Raw genomic sequence first — 25,442 nt, forward strand, 5'->3', positions numbered from 1 at the left:
AATAAAAAACTATGATTTTATCAATGACCGGCTTTGGTAGAGCCGAAGACGTTTTTGAAGGTAAAAAAATTACCATCGATATTAAATCCCTGAACAGCAAGAGCTTCGATTTAAATATCAAAATTCCTTTGAGATATAAAGAAAAGGAATTTGAGGTAAGAAAAATTCTTAACGACAGAATAATCCGTGGAAAAGTAGACTGCTACATCAATATAGAAAATCTTGAGGAGTCCAACGATGTGAAAATCAATAAAAGTTTAATTGATTCTTACATGAAGGAGCTGAAAAACATCGCTTCAGACGGACCCGATTTCGAATATCTGAAAATGGCAGTGAGGCTTCCTGATGCGATAACTTCAAGACCGGACGAATTATCCGAAGGCGAATGGGAAGCTTTGGCAAAAATTGTGAATGCAGCAGTGGATCGTTTTGAAGAATTCAGAAAAACGGAAGGTAAAATTTTACATGAAGAGCTTGAAAGAAATATTCAGAATATTGATAAATACTTAGGTGAAGTTATTCCGTTCGAAGAAGAAAGAATTTCGGCAGTGAAGGAGCGTTATCAGAAAACTTTAAAAGAGTTTGAGAATGTAGATGAAACGCGTTTCTATCAGGAAATGGCTTATTTTACAGAAAAACTGGATATTTCAGAAGAAAAAGTAAGACTTTCCCAGCATTTGAAATATTACAAAGAAGTAATGGACAATGAAGATTTCAACGGTAAGAAACTTGGATTTATTTCTCAGGAAATCGGTCGAGAAATCAATACGTTAGGCTCTAAAGCCAATCATTCTGAAATTCAGAAACTGGTAGTCATGATGAAGGATGATTTAGAAAAGATTAAAGAACAAACGTTAAATGTGCTTTAAATTCAACGTTTAATGTTTAAAATTCAATTTTAAAAACTTTGGATAAGCATAATAATTTTGAATAATAGATTTTAACTTTAAACCATAAACTAAAAACTTTGAATAATAAAGTTATAATATTTTCAGCGCCTTCTGGAAGCGGAAAAACAACATTGGTAAAGCATTCTCTGGAGGTTTTTAATGAATTGCAGTTCTCGATTTCGTGTACAACGAGACAGCCGAGAGGCAGCGAAGTTCATGCGGTGGATTATCATTTTTTAACGCCCGATGAATTCAGACAGAAAATTGCGGAAGATGCTTTTGTAGAATTTGAAGAAGTGTATACCGACAAATATTACGGAACATTAAAATCTGAAGTAGAAAAGATCTGGAATGAGGGAAAAGTGGTTATTTTTGATGTTGATGTAAAAGGCGGAATTTCCTTAAAGAAGTATTTCGGAGAACAGGCTTTGTCGATTTTCATTGAACCGCCTTCCATTGAAGAATTGGAACGAAGATTGATCTCAAGGAACACAGATGATGCAGAAACCATCAAAACGCGTGTTGCAAAGGCAGAAGAAGAAATGTCTTACGCAAAGGAATTTGATAAAATCGTCATCAACAGCGATCTGAACGAAGCAAAAAAAGAAATAGAAAGTTTAATAAAAAATTTTATTGGAAGTTAAAGACCGGATGATGGAAGCGAGAAGCTTGAGGTTTATTATAAAACGTCAAAATTCTAATTTTTAATTCCTATTTTTTAATTTCTGATTCTAAAACATTGAGGTTGATATGAGTACCGAAACATTAGAAAAAGCTAAATCTGCGATCCCTGTAAGAGGATTTCTGGATATAAAAGATATAGCAATTCCTCAAGGAGAAGAGCTTGTACAGGCAATTCTTAAATTGAAAGAAGAAAAAAACGCCGTTATTCTGGCGCATTATTACCAACCCGGAGACATTCAGGATATTGCAGATTTTCTGGGAGATTCTCTGCAACTGGCAAGACAGGCAAAAGATACGGATGCGGACATGATTGTCTTCTGCGGAGTTCATTTCATGGCGGAAGCGGCTAAGATTCTGAATCCGACTAAAAAGGTGGTTCTTCCTGATACAATGGCTGGCTGTTCATTGGCAGACGGATGCTCCGGAGAAGGTCTGAGAAAAATGCGCGAACAGCATCCAAATGCTTTGGTGGCAACCTACATCAACTGTAACGCAGAAACGAAAGCGGAAAGTGATATTATTGTTACCAGTTCAAACGCTGAAACAGTAATTGAAGCTTTACCGAAAGACCGACCGATAATTTTCGCACCGGATAAAAATTTAGGAAGATATTTATCTCAGAAAACAGGACGCGATATGATCCTTTGGGACGGAAGCTGCATTGTACACGAAGCATTTTCTATGGAAAGAATTGCAAAACAATTGGCAGATAATCCTGATGCAAAATTAATTGCACACCCTGAAAGTGAAGAAGCCGTTTTAAAGCTGGCTCATTTTATAGGTTCCACTTCTGCCCTTCTGAATTATGTTGAAAAGGATGACTGTCAGAAATTCATCATCGCTACAGAAGAAGGAATTCTTCACGAAATGAAAAAACGTGCTCCTCATAAAGAATTAATTCCTGCTCTGGTTTTTGATGAAAGCTGTAACTGCTCGGAATGTTTCTACATGAAGCGTAATACCATGGAAAAATTATATTTATGTATGAAATATGAGCTTCCTGAAATCATCATCGACGAAGATTTAAGATTAAGAGCACTGAAACCTATAGAGGCGATGCTTGATCTTTCAAAAAGCATAAAATAAATAAAAGCACTGTTTTTGGCAGTGCTTTTTTGTTAGTAATAATAAGGATAAGCATTTGTTCATGTTAAATTCAAATAAATAGCTTATTTATTTCAGATTTAAAAAAAATTTGTACATTTGTTCATACAGCAATGAATTTTTCAAAAAACATATCAGATATTTCCACTCCGATTTTCTCTATTTCGGAAGTATCTTTTGTTTCTGTTATTGCTACAACAACTACAACTACCCCATAACGGGGTGCATTTTCACATATCATTATAAGCCTGCGTACTCTTTTTCCTAAAGAGTAAAATTCAATTTTCTATAATTAAAAAACAAATAATGAGAGTTTTAAAATTCGGGGGAACTTCAGTTGCCCATTCACAAAATATAATGTTAGTAGAAAACATTATTAAAAAAGAATCTCGGAACAACAGAATTATCGTTGTCGTTTCAGCACTTCACGGGGTTACAGATCAATTGATAAAAACTGCAGAAGCCGCTTCTCACAACAATGAAAATTATATTCACATCCTTAAAAATCTTGAAGAAAAACATTTAGACCTTGTTAAAGACCTGATTCCTTTTTCAGAACAAAGTTCATGGCTCAGTTTCGTGAAAAAACATTTTAATGATATTGAGGACATCTGTAACAGCATTTTTATCCTGAAAGAGTTTACAGACAGAATCAAAGATAAAATTACGTCATACGGCGAATTTCTTTCTTCAAATATTATTACAGCAAGACTAAAGTCAAATGGTTTGGATGCATTATGGATGGATTCTCACATCGTTACAGACAGCAATTTCACCAATGCAAAAGTAAATTTTGAAGCTACAGAAGAAAATCTGACAAAATTTCTGAATGAAAATAAAAATCAGATTATTATTACTCCGGGATTCATTGCTAAAGATGCAAAAGAAAATGCCACAACATTAGGCAGAGGCGGCTCAGATTATACGGCATCAATCATCGCCTCTATAATCTATGCAGATGAACTTCAAATCTGGACCGATGTAAGCGGAATGATGACTTCAGATCCGCGATTGGTTTCCCATGCAAAACCTATTGCTGAAATTTCATACTCCGAAGCGATGGAACTTTCTCATTTTGGGGCAAAAGTTCTCTATCCTCCAACCATTCAGCCGGTAATGGTGAAAAATATTGACCTGAGAATTAAAAATACTTTCTATCCTGAAGCTCAAGGAACATTAATTTCTCATTATATAAAAAAATCTCATCTAGAAAATGAACAAATTGCTGTTGGTGTATCCAATATGAGCCACATTGCTCTGCTTACTGTAGAAGGAAGCGGGATGATAGGCATTCCCGGAGTTTCTGCAAAACTATTCCAGTGTCTGAGTCAGGAAAAAATTAATGTCATTTTAATTACCCAAAGTTCTTCAGAACACTCTATTACAATTGCAATCAGCGAAAAAGATGTTTTCAATGCAAAAAGCGCCATTGATTCTGCTTTTGAAGATGATTTAAAGCTCAAAAGAATTGATCCCGTAAAAATTGAAACAGATCTTGCCATTGTTGCTTTGGTGGGAGAAAACATGAAAAGCAGAAGCGGCGTGAGTGCCAAAATGTTCGGTTGTTTGGGAAATAACGGCATCAATATCAGAGCAATTGCACAGGGATCATCAGAAAAAAACATCAGCATTGTTATTTCAGAGAAAGACATTACAAAAGCGGTTAATGTTTTACATGAAGAATTTTTTGAGTCCGAAATTAAACAGGTACATCTCTACATCTGCGGAACAGGAAATGTGGGAATGAAGTTAATTCAACAGATCTATAGCCAGAACGACTATCTTAAAGAACACCTTTTAGTTAATTTAAGAATTGTAGGATTATCCAACAGCCGTAAGATGATTTTCTCAGACAAAGGGATTTCAGAAAATGAATTTACTGGCTTCGATCAAAATGGTCAGGAAGCTTCTGCGGAAAAATTTGCGCAGGAAATTATTTCAAGAAATCTAAGAAACTCTGTCTTCGTAGATGTTACAGCGAGTTCCGAAGTTCCGAATATCTATGAGCAACTTCTGAAGAAAAGTGTAAATATTGTTGCGTGTAATAAGATTGCCGCTTCTTCTGATTTTGAAAATTATAAAAATTTAAAAAATACAGCCAGAAACCACAGTTGTCAATTTCTATTTGAAACCAATGTGGGAGCAGGATTGCCGATTATCGGAACAATTAATGATCTTATCCGAAGCGGTGATAAAATTACTTCGATTCAGGCGGTTCTCAGCGGGACTTTAAATTTTGTGTTCAACAATTACGACGGAAGCAGAACATTTTCTGAAATTGTGGCTCAGGCTCAAAAAGAAGGTTACACAGAACCCGATCCCCGACTCGATTTGGCGGGAACTGATGTTGCCAGAAAAATTCTGATTCTTGCCAGAGAAGCCGGTTATTCCATTGAATTTAACAGTATTGAAAATGAAAGTTTTCTTCCTGCAGAATGCATGAAAGGAAGCGTAAACGACTTTTATGATGCACTTTCCAAATATGAAGATCATTTCAGGAATCTTTTGGAGGAAGCAAAAAGTAAAGGCAAAATTTTAAAATATGTTGCTGAATTTAAAGAGGGAAAAGCAAAAGTAGGACTGAAACATATTGCTCCGGAAAGCGATCTTTTTCACCTGTATGGAAAAGATAATATCGTAATTTTCAAAACTTTGAGGTATTATGAACAGCCTCTTGTTGTAAAAGGTGCGGGAGCCGGTGCAGAAGTTACTGCAAGTGGTGTTTTCGCAGATATTCTCCGTTCAGTTTAAAAGTTAGATTATGAAAAAAGTTAAATTAAAAGTTCCTGCTACCATTGCCAATCTGGTTTGCGGATTCGATATTTTAGGAATGGCAATCCATGAACCGTTTGATATAATGGAACTGAAACTGCTGGAAACCTCTGAAATCATCATCAGACACACAGACGATTTCGGACTGCCGGAAGAAACTTCAGAAAATGTTGCCGGAAAAGTTTTGTTAAAAATTCAGGAAGAATTACATCTTAAAAACGGCTTCGAAGTAATTATTCATAAAAAGATAAAACCCGGAAGCGGATTGGGTTCCAGTGCGGCAAGTGCAGCAGGAGCCGCTTTTGGAGCCAACTGGTTGCTGGGAAATATTCTCTCTAAAGAAGAAATGATTTATTTTGCCATGTTTGGTGAAGAATTAGCTTCAGGAGTGAAACATGCAGACAATATTACGCCGTGTATTTTCGGCGGAATTACTTTAATCAAATCTTCAAATCCTGTTGATATTATTCCGTTGAATGCACCGGACTTATTTGTAACGGCTGTTCATCCGCAAGTCGAAGTAAAAACTTCCGATGCAAGACAAATCCTGAAGAAAAATATTCTTCTGAAGGACGCCATAGAGCAATGGGGAAATATCGCAGGGCTGGTTGCCGGAATCCAGAATAATGATTTCGGACTGATCGGAAGAAGTTTAAAGGATGTGATTGTAGAGCCTGTAAGAAGTATTCTGATTCCTAAATTCGATGAAATTAAAGAAAAAAGTCTCGGTTTAGGCGCTTTAGGCGGAGGGATTTCAGGTTCAGGACCTTCCGTTTTTATGCTTTCCGAAAACGAAAAAATTTCATACGAAATAGCAGAAATGATGAAATCTGTTTACCGTACAATTGACATTGAAAGTTTCGCGTATGTCTCTAAAGTAAATCCTAAAGGAATCGAAATTATTGAAGAATAAAAATCAGCCTATGAAGTATTATAATTTAAAAGATAAAGAAGAAGTTGTTGATTTCAAAACAGCTACCATAAAAGGACAGGGAAAGGAAAAAGGACTGTTTTTCCCAGAATACATCCCATTATTTGAAAAAGATTTTATTGAAAATTTAGACCTTTACAGCGATGTAGAAATTGCCTACCGATGCATGAAAGATTTTGTGGGCGACGAAATTCCTTCGGAGATTTTAAAAGAAATCGTTTCGGAAACCATCAATTTTGAAATTCCACTGAAAAAAATCAATGAAAACATCTGTTCTTTAGAGCTTTTTCATGGCCCGACTTTAGCCTTTAAAGATGTGGGAGCCCGATTTATGAGCCGCTGCCTCTCCTACTTTCTGAAAAGTGAAAATAAAAAAGTAACGGTTTTGGTTGCTACATCGGGAGATACAGGAGGAGCCGTTGCGAATGGATTCTATAAAACTGAGAATATTAATGTAGTTATTCTCTACCCAAAAAATCGGGTAAGCGAAGTTCAGGAAAAGCAGTTAACCGCACTTGGCGAAAATATTTCTGCTTTAGAAGTTGATGGCAGCTTTGATGATTGCCAGAATTTAGTAAAACAGGCTTTCTCGGACACAGAAATTAATTCAAAATTATTTTTAACGTCTGCCAATTCCATTAATGTCGCAAGATGGCTTCCTCAGCAAATTTATTATCTGCTCGCGCTGAAGCAATGGAAAAAAACAGAAAATGGAAAACCTGTTATTGCCGTCCCAAGCGGAAATTTCGGCAATCTGTGTGCCGGAATTTTAGCTTATTTCCGAGGACTTCCTGTAGAACATTTTATTGCTGCGTGTAACGAAAACAATGTTATTCCCAACTATTTAAGGACACAAAAATTACAGATAAAAGAAACGGTAGCTACGCTTTCTAATGCAATGGACGTAGGAAATCCGAGTAATTTCGTGAGAATTTTAACGCTTTTCGGGAATAAGTTTCAGGATTTAGCGGATATGATTTCAGGATATTCTGTGGATGATGAAAAAACATTGGCTGTCATTAAAAATGTGTATGAAAATTACAATTACCTACTCGATCCTCATGCCGCGGTTGCCTATACAGCCATGGAGAAGTATTTTAAAAATAATGCTAAAAAAGGCTTCATTCTGGGAACTGCACATCCCGTAAAATTTCCTCAGGCAGTAGAAAAAGTCATTCATATTTCAGCAGATTTGCCCAAATCTTTAGAATTATTGATGAAAAAAGAGAAAAAAAGTATTGAAATTAGTCCCGATTTTGCAGAATTAAAACGATTTTTGCTTACAGAAATTTAAGAGTTATGAGCAGGATTTATTTAGAAAATGTAAAAATATATGCTTACCACGGTGTTCTTCCGGAAGAAAATATTGTTGGTACCTATTATATTGTAAATGCAGAACTTCATACTGACCTCTGGAATGCAGCAGCTTCTGATGATCTGAAAGATACGATCAGTTACGCAGACATCAATGATATTATTCATGATGAGATGAAAATAAAGTCTAAATTGCTGGAACACGTCGCAGGAAGAATCATCTTTAAAATTCATGAGACATTTCCGCAGGTAGATTATATCAAATTAAAAATAACGAAAACAGCTCCACCAATGAAAGGCGAAATGACAGGAGCAAGTATTGAGCTGGAAAAAAGTTTTAAGCCTTAAATTCTGATATTCATTTATAAAAAATCACACAATTGAAAGTTGTAAAAATAATATTTCTTCTGTTTTGTACGGCTGTTTCCGCACAGACCACGATGAGTTCTGAAGTTCCGAACTATAATTTTCCGAAAGTAAAATCCAGTATTACGATGCTTATTGCCATTCCGCTTTCAGAGATTAGCAATCTGATTAATGCATCGGTAAAAGATCTGATTTATCAGGACGATTCTTACACGGATAATGACAATGACCAGTTTAAAGTAAAAGTATGGAAAACCGGTCCTATTCGTCTTGCAGGAGGAACCAATCAAAATATACTGATCGAAGTTCCTTTAAAAGTCTGGGCAGAAAAAGGCATCGGAACGCTGGGAATTTACACGTATCAGAACACCACTTTTGAAACGGTGATGTCCTTTAATTCGGTATTAAATTTTCAGAATAACTGGACGATCACCACCAACACAAAACCTAACGGTTTCCGATGGGTAACCAAACCGGTTCTGGATTACGGGAGAATAAAAATCCCGATCACTTCTCTGGTGGAAAAGAGTCTGGTGAAACAACAGCAAAAGTTCTGTAAAACCATCGACAGCCAAATGGCAACCCAACTCAACTTTCAGCAATACGCCGTAATGGCGTGGAATGTTTTTGCACAGCCTTTTAATATTTCTGAAGAATACAAAACGTGGCTGAAAGTTTCTCCGGTGAAGGTAAACATCACTCCTCTAAAATTTTACGCCAACCAGATTGATACCAACATTGGAATTGATGTATTTTCTGAAACATTTACAGGAAATCAGCCGGGTTCTGCTCCTGCGATAAAATCGGCTCCGGGTTTCACATTTATTCCGACTTTGGGAAATCAGTTTCTGCTTCAGACAACCGCTAATATTCCGTTTACAGAAGCGACCAATATTGCGAGAAATATGTTTTTGAATAAGGAATATGATGTAAGAGGTTCATCCGTAAAAATTAAAGACATTAAAGTATACGGCGTTGATGATAAGGTAATGATAGAAGCGGAAACCGAAGGGTATGTAAACGGAAAAGCTTTCATTTCCGGGATTCCGGTGTATGATGAAGCGAAAAAGAAAATTGTATTGTCTAACACAAAATTCAACCTGAAAACGGCAAATTTCCTTCAAAAAACAGCGACGCTCCTTTTCAAAGGACGAATTGTAAAAATGATCGAGGAAGAATACGGAATTCCTACCCAGGAACTGGAAAACAGTTCGAAAAAGAGTATTGAAGAAGCCTTCAATAAAGAATATTATAAAGGATTAAAAATGAACGGAAAAGTATTCAGCCTCAAACCCAGTAAAATTCTCCTCAATCCTTATGGAATTACTGCCGTTATTGATACCAACGCCACTTTAAAATTAACACTAACAGGAATTTAAAATTTATTAAAAACTAATACACATGAGAAAGTACCTTAAAATTGTGGATATCCACAGAGCAACAAAGTCGCAGAGATTTGCAAATACATTTTTAGATGGAATTTTTGTTCAGTTCGCATATTATGCAATGATTTTTGTTTTTTCACTTATTTATGCCATTATTTACGGAGAATCAATAACTGATGATTTACTGGAAAATGATTCTTCACTTAGTTTTTATTCCATGATTATATATTTTGTGTTCTATTTGGGTTATTTTATTTTAATGGAATATTATTTTGGAAAAACACTCGCCAAATTTATAACAGGAACTTCAGTAATTAGCATTGACGGAAATAAGCCAACAATAGGACAAATTGTAGGTCGTACTTTTTCCAGATTAGTACCTTTTGACGCTTTATCTTTTCTTGGCGAAAACGGGTGGCACGACAGCTGGAGTGATACAAGGGTAATCCATACAAAAAATTATGAGACTGAAAGACAGGCAAAAAGCGAAATAGAGAGCATTGGCACGAAAGAAATTGCTTAAAAATTTTTGTTCGAAAATAAATTTTACTATATTTGCACACCTCAAAAATGGTAAATGGTACTTTGGCCGAGCGGCTAGGCAGTGGTCTGCAACACCATCTACAGCGGTTCGAATCCGCTAGGTACCTCTAAATAAAATCCTAACTCATTTATTTGCAATGTTTTAGGGTTTTTTATTTTTATTATTTTACAACCAATTTACAACGAGTTATTTCTTCTGTTGAGGCTTTCCGTAATAGAAAATTACAAAGATTTTATATATTGCGGAAAATTTTTAACTATGAAAAAAACACTATTCACTTTAACAATATTATTATTGTTTTCTTGCGGAAAAAAGCAAGAATACTCTCCGGAAATTGAAGCTAAAGCAGGTAAAATAGTTGATAGCATTATGGCTTCAAATCAGCAAAAAGCAAATTTAGATACAAAAGAAAGTTTTTTAGATAAAGAGTTAACTAAAAATTCCCCTGTTCAAGTTTTAAAATACAGATTTGTAGAAAAAGAATATTCTACCTATAAAGACGTTGCATTAACATATAAAAACGTCTCTGACAAAACAATTTCAGCAATTCGGTTTGAATGGTACGGAGAAAATTCATTTGGTGAGCCTGCTGATATGGGAGTTTCAACTGGTACAGGTGGAGGCTTTACTGATGACGCACTAAAGCCAGGCAAAACTGATTCTGGACAATGGGATATATTAAGTAGAGATGGAAAAAAGCTTATTGGTGCAAGAGCCTATGAAGTCGTTTTTGAAGATGGGACAAAGTGGAAATTAAATAATAATTAGAAAAAATGAGAAAATTAATAATTTTTGTTTTGTTTTCGAATTTAGCTCTTAGTCAGAATATTATAAAATATAGCTCCTACTCAATGGAAAATCCTAAAAAGAGTTATAATATTATGCTTGACTATGATAATGACCCTATTGTAGAAAATATATTAATTGATGTTGAATCAGATGATCCTATTTTTAAAAAATCATCATTTATATTAACCAGACACGAGTTTTATGTCTTCTTAGACTATCTGAAATATATAGCTGAAAAGAAAAATGAATGGGATAAAATAAATATAGCCAATAAAATCACTTCAGTTGATAAAAAAATTGAATGGTATAATAAGAATTTAAAAGGCAGCTGCGTTTATTTGAATGGTCCAATAATTTCACAAACTCCTTTTTATGCAGATTATTATTATAGAAAAGGAAAAAGTTATATCATTATTAAAAATAACAGAAGTGACGAAGTCGATTATTCATTTATCTTATTCCCTTCGTCAAAACACCTAGAAATGTTAATTGAAAAATTAAATATTGACAAATTTAATCTACTAATAGAAGAAGATATTAAAAAGAAAAATTTATTAAAATAACAAACCTCCAAACAGGACTTTGTTATTGTTTTATTTGTTTACTACAAAAAACAACTAAAAACGTCAAAAAGACACGAAATAAACAGATGATAACTCCATCAAATATTTAAATAGCTTCATAAAAGCATTTAGCATTTTTGTTTACTTTTCCCGACAATTCATTATTTAGACTTTCACAATCGAAAACAAAAAACTTCCCAGAAAAACTGAGAAGTTTCTAAAACTGTTTAAAAACGAATGGAAATTGAAGTTTTAAAGCTACAATAAAACCATTCTTTACTGTATGATCTGAGTCATAATAAAAAACCTCTCACGAATGAGAGGCAAACTTACTGAGATACTAAAACATTTAAATGTTATATATTAAATTTTGTTATAACTATTTCTATATTTTATGACCTAAATCATAGAAATAATTCTATTAAAAAACGAAAATACATATTATTAAATTAATGATAATCAATATTTTATGTATTTATTTTCGAAAAAAACTAAATATTGCATACAAAATTTCTTCATTAGAGTGCTGTTTTTTTCACTTAATAATGATTAAATTTGCATAAACTAAAATCATGACATTTAACGAAGCATTAAAACACAAGAAGAACATTTTAAAAAATTCCAGCGAGTTTACAAAAACGCTGTATGATTACATTATTATTCCAAGTATAGACGAAGAAGGTCTTAAGTACATTGAAGAGTTTAAAAAATCTCCTGATTTGTTTATGGATGAAAGCTGTAAAAGATACAGCAGTAATGACAGGTTTAAAGTGTTCTTATTTGCGAAAAATCAAAATTAAAGCTTCTATTCTTCTTTCTCTCTTGCTATTTTTTCTTTGTACAATAAAAAATCCCCGTATTTCTACGAGGATAAAAACTAATAACCATGAAAACTCAAATTAAACATGAGTGACTGCAAATTTATGAAATGTTAGTTTTAGATACATCTATATGAAATATTAATTTCATCAATTAACAATTTTTATCAAAGATTAAAAAACTGTTAATTTCATTATAACAGGATATATTTTCTTTTTTATACCTGCTAACTTTCTTTTATTGCTGTAATTACCGGCATATGACAAATTAAATATTCTATTATCGTCGAATTTTTTCTATAATTCACATTTTAACATTTATTAAGAAAACAAAAAAAATAAGCCTCCATTTCTGAAGGCTTATTTGGTGTAAATTATTAATTATTTTATTCTTTAATGAACTTTTTCTGTACAGTTCCTTTAGAATCTTCAATATCGATTACATAAACGCCGTTTATTAATGTATGAACATCAATTTTGTTGTTTAAGATAATACCGCTTGATACCACCTGTCCGGCTGAATTATAGATCTTATAATTCCCTCTCGGACTGATGTTCTTAACATTTAATATTGTGCTAACCGGATTCGGATAGATCAATATATCAGACTGATTGATAGAGTTAGGAACCGGAAGCTTAGAAATTCTTACCGTGTAATCTTCTACTTCACCATCTGGGAAGTTGGTACAATTTACCGGAATAATATCTTTGCCCATTGCCACTCTCATCACTACATATTTGTAGTCTACCAGACTGATGAATGCATCTGCAGGGACTGTAAACGTTGTACTTGCTGTAGGATTCGTATTTGGTCCGTCAGCAAGGATTCTTTCGTTGATATCGAAATATCCGTTTCTGTTGAAATCGATCCATACTGCAACACCCGCTTTATTGTTTCCTGCTAATTTTTTATCGATCACGATCTTGTTGTTCGTAGATCCCTGAATCAGGTCGATAAATTTAGTTGTAACTCCTGTATAATCTGTATAGTTAGATCCTACGGAAGTATTCGTCATCTGAGGTTTACCGTTTGGCGTTACCGTTACTTTAGAAATATATTCTGAAGTTATAGCTCCTGTAGATGCCATCTGACAATACACAATAGTTGGAGTTGTGAAGAAATAAGGCAGTGTATACGTTCCCGGAGTTCCGCTACAAACGTTTGCTACCTGCATTTCATATTTAGTCAGCTCCAATAAACCTGTAAGAGTAATCGTATTGGTATTAGACGGTACCATTGTCCAGCTCGGAATTCCTACTTTTCTGTATCTTAAGATATAAGTAGCTCCCGGGAAAGGATCCCATGTTACTTGTGCTGTAGTTGGAGTAATCGCTGTAATGGTAAGTCCCGGAGGAGGTAACTGACAAGTTCTTTCCGTAGTGAATACCTTAGGATTAGACCAAGTGTTAACAGTCGTTTCACCGTTACAGATATTTGCCACCTGTACTTCATATGTAGTATACGGAGTTAATCCGGTAATTGAATATGTATTTAAAGGAGGTGCAGTGATATTCACAGTAGTCCATGTTCCTGTACCTACAATTCTATATCTGATTACATAAGTAGCACTCGCCACAATAGGAGCCCAAGTTACGATTGCAGAGTTTGTAGTAATGTTACTTATGGTTACATTCGGAGGGGTTGGATCACATCTTGTAGTAAACACAGCCGGTGTAGCAGTACCTTCAGTATTGTTACAAACAGCAACTACCATTACATCATATTTTGTAGCAGGATCTAAACCTGTATTGATTGTATACGCTGTTGCCGGCGGCGTTAATACAACTGATGAATTTACCCATGGTGTTGTTCCGTTCTTTCTCCAGTATACTTTGTAACCAAGGTTATCAGGAGAAGGAGTCCAGTGTACGGTCGCTGCATTATGAGCAATTGCATCCACATATACATTCGTAGGTGCTGTTGTAGAACATGGCTTAATGATAAATGTAAAATCTACATAATTACCATAAGGAGCCGGTCCGCAAGGAGTTACCGTACCGATATAAGACGCTGCAAATCTTGCTCTGTAAGAACCCGAAGGACGACCTACAGAACTTATCGGAGCGTTAGCAACAGAATTGATATAACCTCCGGAATAATACACCTGCTCAGTAGCCGGATCAAATACTAAATCATTATTCCAGTCGATCCAGATATAATAGTAATATGTACTTGTTCCTGCATTCATCGAAACGTTAGCAATTCCTCCAGGCAATACAGAGAAACTTGTTGCCGAATTATTTACATATGCACTGTAAGTTGTAGCAGTGTAATTCAGATTCGTAAAACCGTTTGTTGATGTAATCGTTTTTAAATAATTGGTTGTCGATGATGAACCACCTGTAGGAAGACAATAATTGGTGTAAACCGTACGAGGTCCGGACCAATAACTAATATCTGAACTGCTACATCTTGCTCTTACCCAGAAATAGTACGTTGTGCTTGAAGCTAATCCCGATACCAGTTGGCTAGGTCCCGGAACTCCAGTGAACTGAGGAACAGTTGCTGCTGTAGGAGCAACTCCAGTAGTATTGTAATAAACATCATAACCATTTGCCGGTGGTGTCGCCGGAACCGTCCACTGTATTGTTGCACTTGACGTTGTCGCATTTGCAATCACAAGACCAGTCGGAGGAAGACACGTCGGAGGCGCTACCACAGATAAGGTAAAATCTACATAGTTTCCATATGCAGCAGGCCCGCAAGCCGTATTTGCACCAATAAATGATGATGAAGCACGAACCCTGTAGTTCCCTATCGGCTGTCCCGCAGGAATCGCAATATTTGCTGTTGCCGTTGCAGTATAAGTAGTCGTTGCTAAAATAGTTTCTCCCGGATCGTTAAAGTCAAGATCATTATTCCAGTCTACCCATACATAATAAAAATAGGTACTTCCACCGGATGTCGCCAAGTTGGTCGTTACTGTAAATCCTGGAGAGCTTAAAACAACACTAGGAGAATTTACATACGCCTGATACGAAGATGCAGTATAAGCTAAATTGGTCCATCCACCTGTAGTTGTAATATTATTCAGATAATAAGTTGTTGAAGATGAACCTCCCGTAGGAACACAGTAATTTGTGTAAACCGTACGAGGTCCGGACCAATAACTAATATCTGTACTGCTGCATTTCGCTCTTACCCAAACATAATACGTTGTACTTGTAGCCAAACCGGTAATCAACTGGCTAGGTCCCGTTACACCGCTATATTGAGGAACTGTTGCCGCTGTAGGAGCAACTCCTGTAGTATTATAATAAACATCATATCCATTTGCCGGTGGTGTTGCAGGAACTGTCCACTGTATTGTAGCACTTGATGTTGTTGCCGTAGTGATCGTAAGACCAGTAGGAGGCAGACACGTTGGAGGAGCTACAACAGATAAAGTGAAATCCACGAAATTTCCATACGGAGATGGTCCGCACGAAGTATTTGCACCAATAAATGACGATGATGTACGTACTCTGTAGTTTCCTACCGCCTGTCCTGCAGGAATAGCAATATTTGCCGTTGCAGTTCCTGTATAAGTAGTGGTTGCTAAAATAGTTTCTCCCGGATCATTAAAATCAAGATCATTATTCCAGTCTACCCATACATAATAATAATAAGTACTTCCACCTGATGTCGCTAAGTTGGTTGTTACAGTAAATCCCGGAGAGCTTAACACTACTCCCGGAGAGTTTACATAAGCCTGATAAGAAGTAGCTGTATACGCAAGGTTAGTCCATCCACCTGTAGTTGTAATATTATTCAAATAGTAGGTTGTAGAAGACGTACCGCCTGTAGGTGTACAGTATCCTGTATAAACAGTAATAGGTCCTATTAAAGAACTTTGAGCGGTTGAACTACATTTTGACCTGATCCAAACATAATAAGTTGTATTGGCAGCTAAACCAGGAATTGTATAACTTGTAGCCGTTCCCGCAATACCCGTGATTTGAGGTGTAGCAGGAGCCGTAGTCGTTGTACTGTAATATATTTCATACCCGTTCGCCGGAGGTGTTGATGCTGCAGCCCATGTAACAGTAGCACTGTTAGCCGTAACCCCTGAAGAAGCAAAACCTGAAGCGCCAAAACAAGATGGCGGAGTCCATGTATAGATAAGACCATCTGAAGGCATTCCCGGAGTTGCAGCGGTTGTATTGAAAGATTGGGTGCTGCTGTTCGCTGTTGCCAAAGTAGAAGCCGTAAACAAAGCAGTGGTAGCATTCAGCCTGTGATTAAAATCGGCATTCGTAGCCCCTCTTAATCCCGCCTGAATCGTTCCGCTTACAGACGTAGTACCCGCAAGGTAACTTCCTCCCTTATAAACTACGGCAATCGTATTTGTAGTTTCTCTAAGTCTGATCTGAAAAGAAAAAGTATAAACACTCGTTGTAGAAGTAGAATAAGAAGGTCTGAAGTCTGACCATTGTACTACAATCTCTCTGTTAGGCGCTGTTCCTACAACAGCCCAACTGATACTTCCTGTTTTAGAAGCAATATTAAAAACAGAATTTAAATCTCTACCCCATGCAGAAACAGCCCCTGCATAAGTTTCCGTACTGGAAATCGGGCTGTAGGTAGCGGTTCCCGGAGCGGTTGCTCCGAAAGTAATAAATCCGTTTGTTGAAACATTGATGGAAGAATAATTACTTCCGTTAAATGAAACCGGAAAAGGAAGAGTAACCGGATAAACAACATTATCTAATGATGCCGCTCCTGTGTTCCCTGTTGCAGTTGCCAAGACCGTTGCCGTACTTGGCAAAGCTGTATAGCTTCCCGTAGATTGTGAAAAACTATAAGAATTTACCTGTGCACTCAGTATATACGAAAGTGCCAAGAAAAAAAACAATAGATATTTTTTCATATTAATAAATATTAGATCCTCTTAGGATATGAAAGTTATAAATTTTGCTTAAGAAATTATATCTCGAATAAGGATTATCCAAGATATTGAGTTTGTGATAAAATTGAAAAAAAGTAAAATAATTCACCATAGGCTGGAAATTTGTTGTTGCACTGCAAATCTAACTCGTTTTTTGATAATATATAGTATAAATTACAATCTTTTTGCAGAAAATGCATTAAATTTTAACTATATAAATCATTAATGTTGCCAAATTTGTTTTTCTAATAACGTCATCTTTTATGTTTTATTATAAACGATTTTATCAAATTGTAAACTTAGGCATCCCTATTATAAATTCGATCTGTAAAAAAACAACGCGTTATTGCTTTAAATAAAAAAGCCCCCTTACTCAGGAGGCTTAAAAGACAGGCTAATTTGTAAATAAGTTTAAATTATTCTTCCCAGGCAATAGGAACATACACCGTAACATAACCATCTGCATCCAGTTTCGCCTCAGAAACTTCTGCCGTCACAGAACCGTAGCCTACCCATCCTCCCTGTCTCTGTGTGGCAGTGAAGGTATAATTTCCCTCAGGAAGACCATCAAAATACTGGGGCAAAGACTGCATTCCGCTTCCGCCATACGTTTCAAAAGTTTCTCCGGTTACGGTATTTGTTGCTACAAAATTTCCTAGATCATAACTTCCTGAAAGTGTTTTAGAACCATTCTGATTCTGTAATCCAAAACGGATTTGATAGGTTTCTGTCTGAGAAATGTTTTTAGATGGTGAATATTTTTTTTCAGAATCACCTTTAAATGCCGAAAAAGAACTTACGACAGCAATTACGCCTGTAAAAAGCATAATTTTTACAATTGATTTTTTCATAATACTGTAATTTGGTAATCCAAAGATAAAGAATTCATATTAATTAGGTTTTAAGTAAAAATCAACAATTTTTAACACCTTAAAACCATTTATGAATAAAGGATTTACATCATAATTTTAAGATTCATTTAAAAAATTTAACATTGCTTAACTGAATTTTGGCTTCATAATTGGAAACAGAATTAACATCGAAGTTGGATTGACTTAAAATCCTTATAAAAATTTGAGTTATGAAAAGTATAGTATTAACAGGACTGATGTCGGTATTTTTACTGACCGCCTGTAAAAAAGACGATCAGATAGCCCAGCAATCTTTGGAACAGCAGAAAATGGAGTTCCAGATGAGACAGTTGGAAATTGAAAAACAAAAATTAGCCATCGAGAAAGAAAAAATGGCTTATGAAGCACAGAAAAAAGCGGATAGTGTAGCTGAAGTACAAAAAGCGAAAACAGCAGCAGCAAACGCGAGACCGCAAGTGATAAGAGAAACACGTACCGTTTATAGAGACAGACCAAGCCAAAGTTCAGGTTCCAGCAATGGAACTTATGCCAACAATGGAAGTTCTTCGCAGACAACCGCTAAGAAAAAAGGGATGAGTGAAGCGGCTAAAGGTACCATCATCGGTGCTGTAGGTGGAGCGGCTTTAGGAGCTATTGTTAATAAGAAAAGTCCGGGAGCCGGTGCAGCCATTGGGGGGGTAATCGGGGGTGCTACAGGATATACTTTGGGTAGAGCGCAGGACAGAAAAAGCGGTAGAGTGCAGCCAAGATAAAATTATATTTTCACCATAAAAGAGAAAGATTGCTTATTTTTAGGCAATCTTTTTTTATGATTCTACTTTTGCTTTCCACACTTTTGCTCATTCCTGTTTTAATGGGAACAGGGAAAATTGTAGAAAATTTTTCAGGAAAATTAATTGAAGGAATATCCGGAAAAATTCTTTTAGGAATTCTTGGAATAAGCTTGTCGTGGACGATTCTTGCATTTTTTATTCCTTTAAACCATTATGTAGAATTTTCTACTATTGCAATAGGACTGGTTTATTTTTTTAAGGATAAACTTTATAAAGATTTTACAGCCTTTTCAAAAAAAGATTTTTCGCTGATCTGCTTAGTTTCATTAATTATTTTATTCAGCGGATCTTTTTATCCCTATATTTTGGACCATTTTGGATATTATGTTCCTACTATAAAATGGCTGAAAGAATTGGGTTTGGTAAAAGGAATATCCAACCTCGATCTCACGTTAGGACAAATGTCGGTATGGCATATTTTTCAGGCGGGATTTTCCAATTTTTCCGATCCGTTTTTAAGAATCAATTCAGTTGTACTGATTATTATTTATACCTTATATATAATAGAAAAGAAAAGCTGGATTCAGTTGTGTGTTATTCCGGTTTTACTATTGTTCTGTCAGTCACCAAGTCCGGATTTGCCTGTTATTGTTTTTGCACTCATCATTTTAAATGAAATTTTAAAACAAAATAAACAAACCTCTCTCCTGTTCGCTTTTTCAGTTTTTGTTTTTATCATCAAACCTACTATGATCTGGCTGCCGGTTTTGAGTTTTCTCTACTCTGTTTTTATTTTGAAATCCAACTTAAAAAATTTAATCTTCGGAATTTTAATCGGTTTCCTGTTTTTCATTAAAAATATTTACACATTCGGATATCCCGTTTTCCCTGTTTCAATAATAGATTTAGGAGTAAGCTGGAAACCCAATCCTGAAGTTTTAAAAATATCTTCCCAGTTTGCCATTCGGAAAACATACGACATGCAGTATTCGTATGAAGAAATTCAGAAATTTTCTACCATTGATTACATCAGAAACTGGCTTTTTCTCAATGGAATCAAAGCAAAAATAAATCTTCTTTTTATTGTAAGTCTGATCATTTTCGTTGTTTTTACCTTCATCAAAAAAAACAGAATCATTACTTTCATTTGTATCTCGCTGATCGTTAAAAGTGTTTTGGTTCTTCTTTTTTCAGCGCAGTACAGATTTTTTATGGATGTCTTTTTCGTGATCTTCTTTATCCTTTTCAGAGATTATTTTAACCAGAAGAAATCGGTTGCGGTATTTTCTGTTTTAAGTATCCTCTTTATTAGCTTTTTAACTTTCCCGAATATTTTGCAGACCTACTTCCCAAGTTTCAATCCGGGAAGTTTTATGGGAAAATTTAAAAAAAAACAGATGTACAAACCTTCAGTCTATGAAAGTACTAAGTTTGATTCTTTCAGGGTTGGTAATTTAAACTTTCATGTTTCGGCAAATTATCCTTTTAATTACGATTCTAAACTTCCTGCCATTTCTGCAGGCTACGTTTCACAGGATGAAAAACTCGGGATATTTCCTCAATTAATTGATGATAAAAACCTGAAAAAAGGATTCGTCTGGAAAAAATTAAACAATCAGGAAAAAAAACAGGCAAAATCTGTTATTTATACTATCAATCCTCTCGGTAAATAGATCATATTTCGGGAGCCTTTTTATCTGAAGAAAAAGCCTTAAATTTGTAGTATGTTAAATACTTTAGGTAATCTTCTCAGTCTTACAACATTTGGAGAGAGTCACGGTCTGGCTTACGGTGGAATCATTAATAATTTTCCGGCAGGTTTAACGGTAGATTTCGATAAAATTCAGTACGAATTGGATCGCAGAAAACCGGGACAGTCTGCTATCGTAACCCAAAGAAAAGAAAGTGATACGGTGAAATTTCTTTCAGGAATTTTCGAAGGAAAAACAACCGGAACTCCGATTGGCTTCATCATCGAAAACGAAAATCAGAAATCAAAAGATTATGATCATATTGCAGAATCTTATCGTCCGAGCCACGCAGATTTTACTTATGATCAGAAATACGGATTGAGGGATTATCGCGGCGGCGGAAAATCTTCTGCAAGAGAAACCATCAACTGGGTGGTTGCCGGAGCTTTAGCAAAACAGTTTTTATCGGATATCGAGATTAACGCATACGTTTCTTCCGTAGGCGAAATTTTCTGTGAAAAACCTTATCAGGCTTTGGATTTTTCGAAAACCGAAAGCAATGAAGTGCGTTGTCCGGATGCAGAAACGGCAGAAAAAATGATCGAAAGAATCAAAGAAATCAAAAAAGAAGGAAACACAATCGGCGGAACGATTACCTGTGTCATCAAAAATGTTCCTGTAGGAATCGGCGAACCTGTTTTCTCAAAACTTCAGGCGGAATTAGGCAAAGCCATGCTCAACATTAATGCAGCAAAAGGTTTTGAATACGGAAGCGGTTTCTGCGGTGCCAAAATGACGGGGAAAGAACACAACGATCTTTTCAATGAAGATTTTACCACAAAATCCAATCTTTCAGGAGGAATTCAGGGTGGAATTTCCAACGGAATGGATATTTATTTCCGTGTAGCTTTCAAACCTGTTGCAACGATTTTAAGACCTCAGGAAAGTGTGGATAAATACGGAAATCCGGCAATTGTGGAAGGAAAAGGACGTCATGATCCGTGCGTTCTTCCAAGAGCAGTTCCTGTGGTGGAAAGTCTGGCGGCATTTGTTCTGGCAGATTTATTCCTCATCAACAAAACAAGAAACATCAATAATTTTTAAACATCATAATTTTAGCAGTGAAAAATTACTGGGATAAAGGCATCTCTTTCGATGAGTATGTGGAAATCGGAAAACAGAGATTAGAAAACCCTTCCGATCAGCAGGAAGCAGATTATAAACCTTATTACGAACTTGGACTTCAGAGAATCGACAGAACGTTAAAGAAGTATGTGGCAGATGAAGAACAGCTAAAGCAGTTAGAATCTAAAAATTTCGACGGTAAAATTTTAATTATTTCTGAGGTTTGGTGTGGTGATGCAAGTGCAACTGTTCCTGCTTTGGTTAAATTTTTCGAAGGTAAAAATGAGGTTCGTATTTTCCTGAGAGACAGCGATAAAAGTTTAATCAGTCAGTTTTTAACGAACGGAACCGAATCGATTCCGAAAGTGATTATTCTGGATAAAGATTTTAACGTTAAAAATTCATGGGGACCACGTCCGAAATTCGGAACAGAACTTCTGATGAAATACAAAGCTGATCCTGAAGTATATACAAAAGATCATTTCTATAACGATCTTCAGGTGTATTATGCTAAGAACAGAGGGAAAGATGCCGTTCAGGAAATTTTAGAATTGTTGTAATATGTCGAAATTTTTCAGATTTTTTGTTGTAATTCTATGTATTTCGAGTTTTTTGAATGCTCAAAATTCAAAGCTTGAAAATAAAGAACTATTTTTCTCAAAAGAATATGAAAAATTTTCTCAGAATGACGACTACGATGGTAAAGAATCCCAATCTTTACATTTTTCTGCAGAATTCAAGAAATTCATTTCCGAAAATCCTGAAACACTGTTGTATAACTTTAAAAATTTAAATAATAAAGTAAGCATTATTACCTCCGAAGATAAAAAACTCAGATTTTATGTTTGGGATACAGAACTGGGAGGAACAATGAAAAGTTTTGATCAGATTATTCAATACTCCTCAAATGGAAAAGTAAAAACCATTTATAATAAAGAACAGTCTGATACTCCTTATTTTATTTCGGAAATTGTAAAAGTTCCTCTTAATAATCAGATGTATTATCTTGTTATTTCTAACGGGATTTTCTCTACGAAAGATATGGCTCAGGCAATTCAGGCATTTACAATCCGAAAAGATCAGTTAATTGATTCTGATAATATTTTTAAAACAAAAACAACAACTCTCAATAAAATTCAGGTTGATTTTGACTTTTTCAGCGTTGTTGACAGACCGGAACGTCCGCTGAAACTGATTACATTTCAAAAAGACAAATTGTACATTCCAATTGTTAATAAAGACGGTGTCGTTTCAAAAAAATTTCTGGTTTATCAGCTTAATAATAATTACTTTCAATATATTGGGACAAAATAAATAATATAGATTTAATGAAAAAAAATATAATTTACATTGTACTGATCGCAGTTATTGCCGTTATCGCATTTATTCCGGGAGTAAAGGAGAAACTGCAGGAAGCATTTTTTCCCGTAGCCACCATTGAAAACGCGGTACACATCAGCGAAGAAGATTATGATATCGGTCTGAAGGGAATTAATGTTCCGAGTACCAATCTTAAAGCTTTTAAAGGAAAAGCGGTTTTCCTTAATTTCTGGGGAACATGGTGTCCTCCGTGCCGAAAAGAATGGCCTTCGATCCAAAAGCTTTACGATACCCGAAAAGATCATGTAAATTTTGTTTTAATCGCCATGGAAGACAAAGAGGATGCGGTAAGAAAATTTCTGAAAGATAACAATTATAACGTTCCTGTATACATTGCGCAAAGTCCGATCTCGGAGAAAATCCTTCCGAAAGTGTTTCCTACAACCTATCTTCTGGATAAAGACGGACGAATTTTAATAAAGGAAGATGCCTCAAGAGACTGGAACACAGAATCTACCCATCAGTTTATAGATAATATTATTAAATAATTTTAACTAAATTTTGTAAATTATTGGTACAGAATTTGCGAAATTTACAGAGTTAAAAAAAAATTATTTAAACCTAAACACAAAATGAAGTATTCTAAACTGAATCTGGCAAAAGAAGCGATTAACCACAAAGGTTTCGTAAAAAAAATCCCTGATATTTTCAGAATGATAAAAATGTGGAGAAAAGGAGAATATCCTATGAGATCCATCGATATTATTCTGCCGTTGTTAGGATTGTTATACGTGATCTCACCGATAGATCTTCTGCCGGAAGTTGCCGTCCCAGTAATCGGCGTTTTGGATGATCTTGCTGTCTTATCACTTGCAATTCCGAAACTGATAAAAGAGGTAGATAAATTTCTTCTCTGGGAAACCGAGCAAAAATATAATTCAGGCACCACGAAAGTAATTGATGCCGAAATTGTAAAATAATTTGAAGATAATATTTAAAAGCCATTCGTTGTACGAGTGGTTTTTTTATGGAGAAATGTTAAAAGTGAATCGTAAATTTTAATCTCGCAGATTTTATTGATTTCGCAGATTAATTTTGTGTCATTCGTGAAAACATTCGTGTCATTCGTGTTTGAAAAAAAACGAAACAAAATTCACAATTGACATTTAACATCATTTCCTTAAATTTGCAACATCTAATAAAAAATAATGGAAAGTAAAAAAGAATTCTTTTTGGAGTGCTACAAACTGGGCATCATTAAATTCGGAAGATTTACCCTGAAAAGCGGAATCGAAAGCCCTTTTTATGTAGATTTAAGACCTTTGGCTTCAGATCCGAAAATTTTAAAAAATTTAGCCAATTATTTACTGGATATGCTTCCTCTGGATAATTTTGATCTGATCTGCGGAGTTCCTTATGCAGCACTTCCGATGGCTACAGCGATGTCTCTGGAAAGCTATATTCCGTTAATTATTAAAAGAAAGGAAGCGAAAAACTACGGGACTAAAAAACTGATCGAAGGAATTTACCAGAAAGGACAAAACTGTCTTTTGGTGGAAGACGTGATCACCTCAGGAAAATCTTTAATTGAAACCATTGCAGAAGTTGAGCAGGAAGACATCAAAGTTGCAGACATCGTGGTGGTTTTAGACAGAGAGCAGGGCGGAAAAGAGCTTCTGGAAAGCCGTGGCTACAGAGTTCATACGCTGTTCAATATTTCTGAAGTCTGCACCATTCTTCGTGAAAACGGTGAGCTTACGGATGATGAAGTAAAAAGAATTCAGGATTTTTTACAGGGAAACCATATTCAGTTTGAAGAAAAAATAAGACCTTCTTACGAACAGAAATTAGAGACTGCACAGCATTCCGTTTCCAAAAAATTACTGGAAACAGCTTTAGCAAAACAGTCTAATTTAATTGCTTCTGCAGATGTTACCACGACTCAGGAATTATTAGATCTAGCTGAAAAAGTAGGACCACACGTTATTGCTTTAAAAACTCATATCGATATTATTTCGGATTTTGAATACGAAAAAACCATTACTCCATTAAAAGCTCTTGCTGCAAAACACAATTTCCTTTTAATGGAAGACAGAAAATTTGCAGACATTGGAAACACGCAGGAACTTCAGTTTACAAGCGGTGTTTTCAAAATTACAGACTGGGCAGATTTTGTAACGTCACAGGTGATCGGAGGTTTTGAATCTTTAGACTGCTTCAAAAATGTAGGCGTTGTAGCCATCATCGGAATGTCTTCGAAAGGAGCGTTAACAACAAGTGCTTATCGTGAAGAAGCATTAAAAATAGCATCATCGCACCCGAATGTTATCGGAGGAGTATCTCAGAATGCGCTTCCTGAGGAAATGTTATTATTCACGCCGGGTGTAAATTTAGCCGATTCAGGAGACGGAAAAGGACAGCAGTACAATACTCCGGAACACGTTTTCAAAACGCTTCATACAGATTTCATTATTGTAGGAAGAGGAATTTATAAAGCTGAAAATGCAGAACAGGCAGCTCAGACTTATAAAAGCGAAGGCTGGAAAGCATATTTAAATTCTTTAGAAAAAAAAGAAGTTCAGCACTAAAATCTTTGCGAAATCTCTGCAAAATAAGTTATATTTGATACTTTA

General features: G+C 35.4%; 22 protein-coding genes and 1 tRNA gene. 21 read left to right on the forward strand and 2 right to left on the reverse strand.

Features of this window, described 5'->3' with window-relative positions:
- The first annotated feature begins 11 nt into the window (after positions 1 to 11).
- The 13 genes from PFY09_RS08910 (at position 12) to PFY09_RS08970 (ending at position 12,142) form a co-directional block, all read left to right on the forward strand.
- Positions 12 to 869: a YicC family protein gene (locus PFY09_RS08910; protein WP_271162174.1), complete on the forward strand. Its 858-nt coding sequence runs from the start codon at positions 12 to 14 to the stop codon at positions 867 to 869.
- 98 nt (positions 870 to 967) lie between these two features.
- Positions 968 to 1,534 (forward strand): guanylate kinase, encoded by a 567-nt coding sequence (gmk, locus tag PFY09_RS08915; RefSeq protein ID WP_271162175.1) that lies wholly within the window; start codon positions 968 to 970, stop codon positions 1,532 to 1,534.
- A 106-nt stretch (positions 1,535 to 1,640) separates the two neighbouring features.
- Positions 1,641 to 2,660 carry a quinolinate synthase NadA gene (gene nadA, locus PFY09_RS08920; RefSeq protein ID WP_087712302.1) on the forward strand — a complete coding sequence of 340 codons (1,020 nt, stop codon included), beginning with the start codon at positions 1,641 to 1,643 and terminating at the stop codon, positions 2,658 to 2,660.
- Positions 2,661 to 2,984: 324 nt separating this feature from the next.
- Positions 2,985 to 5,429: a bifunctional aspartate kinase/homoserine dehydrogenase I gene (thrA, locus tag PFY09_RS08925; RefSeq protein ID WP_271162176.1), complete on the forward strand. Its 2,445-nt coding sequence runs from the start codon at positions 2,985 to 2,987 to the stop codon at positions 5,427 to 5,429.
- Positions 5,430 to 5,439: 10 nt separating this feature from the next.
- On the forward strand, positions 5,440 to 6,363 hold the full coding sequence (locus tag PFY09_RS08930) for a homoserine kinase (RefSeq protein WP_271162177.1): 924 nt from the start codon (positions 5,440 to 5,442) through the stop codon (positions 6,361 to 6,363).
- A 10-nt stretch (positions 6,364 to 6,373) separates the two neighbouring features.
- Positions 6,374 to 7,675: a threonine synthase gene (gene thrC, locus PFY09_RS08935; protein ID WP_271162178.1), complete on the forward strand. Its 1,302-nt coding sequence runs from the start codon at positions 6,374 to 6,376 to the stop codon at positions 7,673 to 7,675.
- 5 nt (positions 7,676 to 7,680) lie between these two features.
- On the forward strand, positions 7,681 to 8,043 hold the full coding sequence (folB, locus tag PFY09_RS08940) for a dihydroneopterin aldolase (protein ID WP_076390875.1): 363 nt from the start codon (positions 7,681 to 7,683) through the stop codon (positions 8,041 to 8,043).
- 32 nt (positions 8,044 to 8,075) lie between these two features.
- Positions 8,076 to 9,440, forward strand: a complete 1,365-nt coding sequence (locus PFY09_RS08945; RefSeq protein WP_271162179.1) for a DUF4403 family protein — start codon at positions 8,076 to 8,078, stop codon at positions 9,438 to 9,440.
- Positions 9,441 to 9,462: 22 nt separating this feature from the next.
- Positions 9,463 to 9,969, forward strand: a complete 507-nt coding sequence (locus PFY09_RS08950; RefSeq protein ID WP_271162180.1) for an RDD family protein — start codon at positions 9,463 to 9,465, stop codon at positions 9,967 to 9,969.
- Positions 9,970 to 10,025: 56 nt separating this feature from the next.
- A tRNA-Cys gene (locus PFY09_RS08955) sits at positions 10,026 to 10,096 on the forward strand.
- Positions 10,097 to 10,248: 152 nt separating this feature from the next.
- Positions 10,249 to 10,758, forward strand: a complete 510-nt coding sequence (locus PFY09_RS08960) for a hypothetical protein (RefSeq protein WP_268055065.1) — start codon at positions 10,249 to 10,251, stop codon at positions 10,756 to 10,758.
- A gap of 83 nt (positions 10,759 to 10,841) precedes the next feature.
- On the forward strand, positions 10,842 to 11,342 hold the full coding sequence (locus tag PFY09_RS08965; RefSeq protein ID WP_271162181.1) for a hypothetical protein: 501 nt from the start codon (positions 10,842 to 10,844) through the stop codon (positions 11,340 to 11,342).
- Positions 11,343 to 11,914: 572 nt separating this feature from the next.
- Positions 11,915 to 12,142: a hypothetical protein gene (locus PFY09_RS08970; protein WP_076390870.1), complete on the forward strand. Its 228-nt coding sequence runs from the start codon at positions 11,915 to 11,917 to the stop codon at positions 12,140 to 12,142.
- 404 nt (positions 12,143 to 12,546) lie between these two features.
- Here PFY09_RS08970 and PFY09_RS08975 read toward each other — a convergent pair whose 3' ends face one another.
- Together PFY09_RS08975 and PFY09_RS08980 are read right to left on the reverse strand one after the other, a co-directional pair.
- On the reverse strand, positions 12,547 to 17,010 hold the full coding sequence (locus PFY09_RS08975) for a fibronectin type III domain-containing protein (protein ID WP_271162182.1): 4,464 nt from the start codon (positions 17,008 to 17,010) through the stop codon (positions 12,547 to 12,549).
- 434 nt (positions 17,011 to 17,444) lie between these two features.
- Positions 17,445 to 17,879: a hypothetical protein gene (locus PFY09_RS08980; RefSeq protein WP_271162183.1), complete on the reverse strand. Its 435-nt coding sequence runs from the start codon at positions 17,877 to 17,879 to the stop codon at positions 17,445 to 17,447.
- Positions 17,880 to 18,109: 230 nt separating this feature from the next.
- On the opposite strand from PFY09_RS08980, the gene PFY09_RS08985 reads away from it, so the two are divergent.
- The 8 genes from PFY09_RS08985 (at position 18,110) to pyrF (ending at position 25,397) form a co-directional block, all read left to right on the forward strand.
- Positions 18,110 to 18,652 carry a YMGG-like glycine zipper-containing protein gene (locus PFY09_RS08985; RefSeq protein ID WP_076390867.1) on the forward strand — a complete coding sequence of 181 codons (543 nt, stop codon included), beginning with the start codon at positions 18,110 to 18,112 and terminating at the stop codon, positions 18,650 to 18,652.
- 56 nt (positions 18,653 to 18,708) lie between these two features.
- Positions 18,709 to 20,346, forward strand: a complete 1,638-nt coding sequence (locus PFY09_RS08990) for an LIC_10190 family membrane protein (protein ID WP_271162184.1) — start codon at positions 18,709 to 18,711, stop codon at positions 20,344 to 20,346.
- A 51-nt stretch (positions 20,347 to 20,397) separates the two neighbouring features.
- The gene (gene aroC / locus PFY09_RS08995; protein WP_076390865.1) at positions 20,398 to 21,468 is read left to right on the forward strand and encodes a chorismate synthase; all 1,071 of its coding nucleotides are present in this window, start codon (positions 20,398 to 20,400) and stop codon (positions 21,466 to 21,468) included.
- A 17-nt stretch (positions 21,469 to 21,485) separates the two neighbouring features.
- Positions 21,486 to 22,049, forward strand: a complete 564-nt coding sequence (locus PFY09_RS09000; protein ID WP_271162185.1) for a thioredoxin family protein — start codon at positions 21,486 to 21,488, stop codon at positions 22,047 to 22,049.
- A 1-nt stretch (position 22,050) separates the two neighbouring features.
- Positions 22,051 to 22,803, forward strand: coding sequence for a hypothetical protein (locus tag PFY09_RS09005; RefSeq protein WP_271162186.1), 753 nt, complete (start codon positions 22,051 to 22,053; stop codon positions 22,801 to 22,803).
- A gap of 14 nt (positions 22,804 to 22,817) precedes the next feature.
- Positions 22,818 to 23,357, forward strand: coding sequence for a TlpA family protein disulfide reductase (locus PFY09_RS09010; protein WP_271162187.1), 540 nt, complete (start codon positions 22,818 to 22,820; stop codon positions 23,355 to 23,357).
- An 84-nt stretch (positions 23,358 to 23,441) separates the two neighbouring features.
- Positions 23,442 to 23,789, forward strand: a complete 348-nt coding sequence (locus tag PFY09_RS09015; RefSeq protein ID WP_076390861.1) for a YkvA family protein — start codon at positions 23,442 to 23,444, stop codon at positions 23,787 to 23,789.
- A gap of 228 nt (positions 23,790 to 24,017) precedes the next feature.
- Positions 24,018 to 25,397: an orotidine-5'-phosphate decarboxylase gene (pyrF, locus tag PFY09_RS09020; protein WP_271162188.1), complete on the forward strand. Its 1,380-nt coding sequence runs from the start codon at positions 24,018 to 24,020 to the stop codon at positions 25,395 to 25,397.
- Positions 25,398 to 25,442 lie beyond the last annotated feature (45 nt).

The sequence above is a fragment of the Chryseobacterium gambrini genome (genome assembly GCF_027920505.1).
GTDB classification, from domain to species: domain Bacteria; phylum Bacteroidota; class Bacteroidia; order Flavobacteriales; family Weeksellaceae; genus Chryseobacterium; species Chryseobacterium gambrini.

What these genes read in the sequence shown, in the direction of transcription:
- PFY09_RS09015 (WP_076390861.1), top strand. Translation starts at nt 23,442, where the DNA reads ATGAAGTATTCTAAACTGAATCTGGCAAAAGAAGCGATTAACCACAAA.
- folB (WP_076390875.1), top strand. Translation starts at nt 7,681, where the DNA reads ATGAGCAGGATTTATTTAGAAAATGTAAAAATATATGCTTACCACGGT.
- PFY09_RS08910 (WP_271162174.1), top strand. Translation starts at nt 12, where the DNA reads ATGATTTTATCAATGACCGGCTTTGGTAGAGCCGAAGACGTTTTTGAA.
- PFY09_RS08960 (WP_268055065.1), top strand. Translation starts at nt 10,249, where the DNA reads ATGAAAAAAACACTATTCACTTTAACAATATTATTATTGTTTTCTTGC.
- PFY09_RS08985 (WP_076390867.1), top strand. Translation starts at nt 18,110, where the DNA reads ATGAAAAGTATAGTATTAACAGGACTGATGTCGGTATTTTTACTGACC.
- PFY09_RS08970 (WP_076390870.1), top strand. Translation starts at nt 11,915, where the DNA reads ATGACATTTAACGAAGCATTAAAACACAAGAAGAACATTTTAAAAAAT.
- PFY09_RS09010 (WP_271162187.1), top strand. Translation starts at nt 22,818, where the DNA reads ATGAAAAAAAATATAATTTACATTGTACTGATCGCAGTTATTGCCGTT.
- thrC (WP_271162178.1), top strand. Translation starts at nt 6,374, where the DNA reads ATGAAGTATTATAATTTAAAAGATAAAGAAGAAGTTGTTGATTTCAAA.
- PFY09_RS08980 (WP_271162183.1), bottom strand. Translation starts at nt 17,879, where the DNA reads ATGAAAAAATCAATTGTAAAAATTATGCTTTTTACAGGCGTAATTGCT.
- PFY09_RS08990 (WP_271162184.1), top strand. Translation starts at nt 18,709, where the DNA reads ATGATTCTACTTTTGCTTTCCACACTTTTGCTCATTCCTGTTTTAATG.
- aroC (WP_076390865.1), top strand. Translation starts at nt 20,398, where the DNA reads ATGTTAAATACTTTAGGTAATCTTCTCAGTCTTACAACATTTGGAGAG.
- PFY09_RS08930 (WP_271162177.1), top strand. Translation starts at nt 5,440, where the DNA reads ATGAAAAAAGTTAAATTAAAAGTTCCTGCTACCATTGCCAATCTGGTT.
- PFY09_RS09005 (WP_271162186.1), top strand. Translation starts at nt 22,051, where the DNA reads ATGTCGAAATTTTTCAGATTTTTTGTTGTAATTCTATGTATTTCGAGT.
- pyrF (WP_271162188.1), top strand. Translation starts at nt 24,018, where the DNA reads ATGGAAAGTAAAAAAGAATTCTTTTTGGAGTGCTACAAACTGGGCATC.
- PFY09_RS08965 (WP_271162181.1), top strand. Translation starts at nt 10,842, where the DNA reads ATGGAAAATCCTAAAAAGAGTTATAATATTATGCTTGACTATGATAAT.
- PFY09_RS08950 (WP_271162180.1), top strand. Translation starts at nt 9,463, where the DNA reads ATGAGAAAGTACCTTAAAATTGTGGATATCCACAGAGCAACAAAGTCG.
- PFY09_RS08975 (WP_271162182.1), bottom strand. Translation starts at nt 17,010, where the DNA reads ATGAAAAAATATCTATTGTTTTTTTTCTTGGCACTTTCGTATATACTG.
- thrA (WP_271162176.1), top strand. Translation starts at nt 2,985, where the DNA reads ATGAGAGTTTTAAAATTCGGGGGAACTTCAGTTGCCCATTCACAAAAT.
- nadA (WP_087712302.1), top strand. Translation starts at nt 1,641, where the DNA reads ATGAGTACCGAAACATTAGAAAAAGCTAAATCTGCGATCCCTGTAAGA.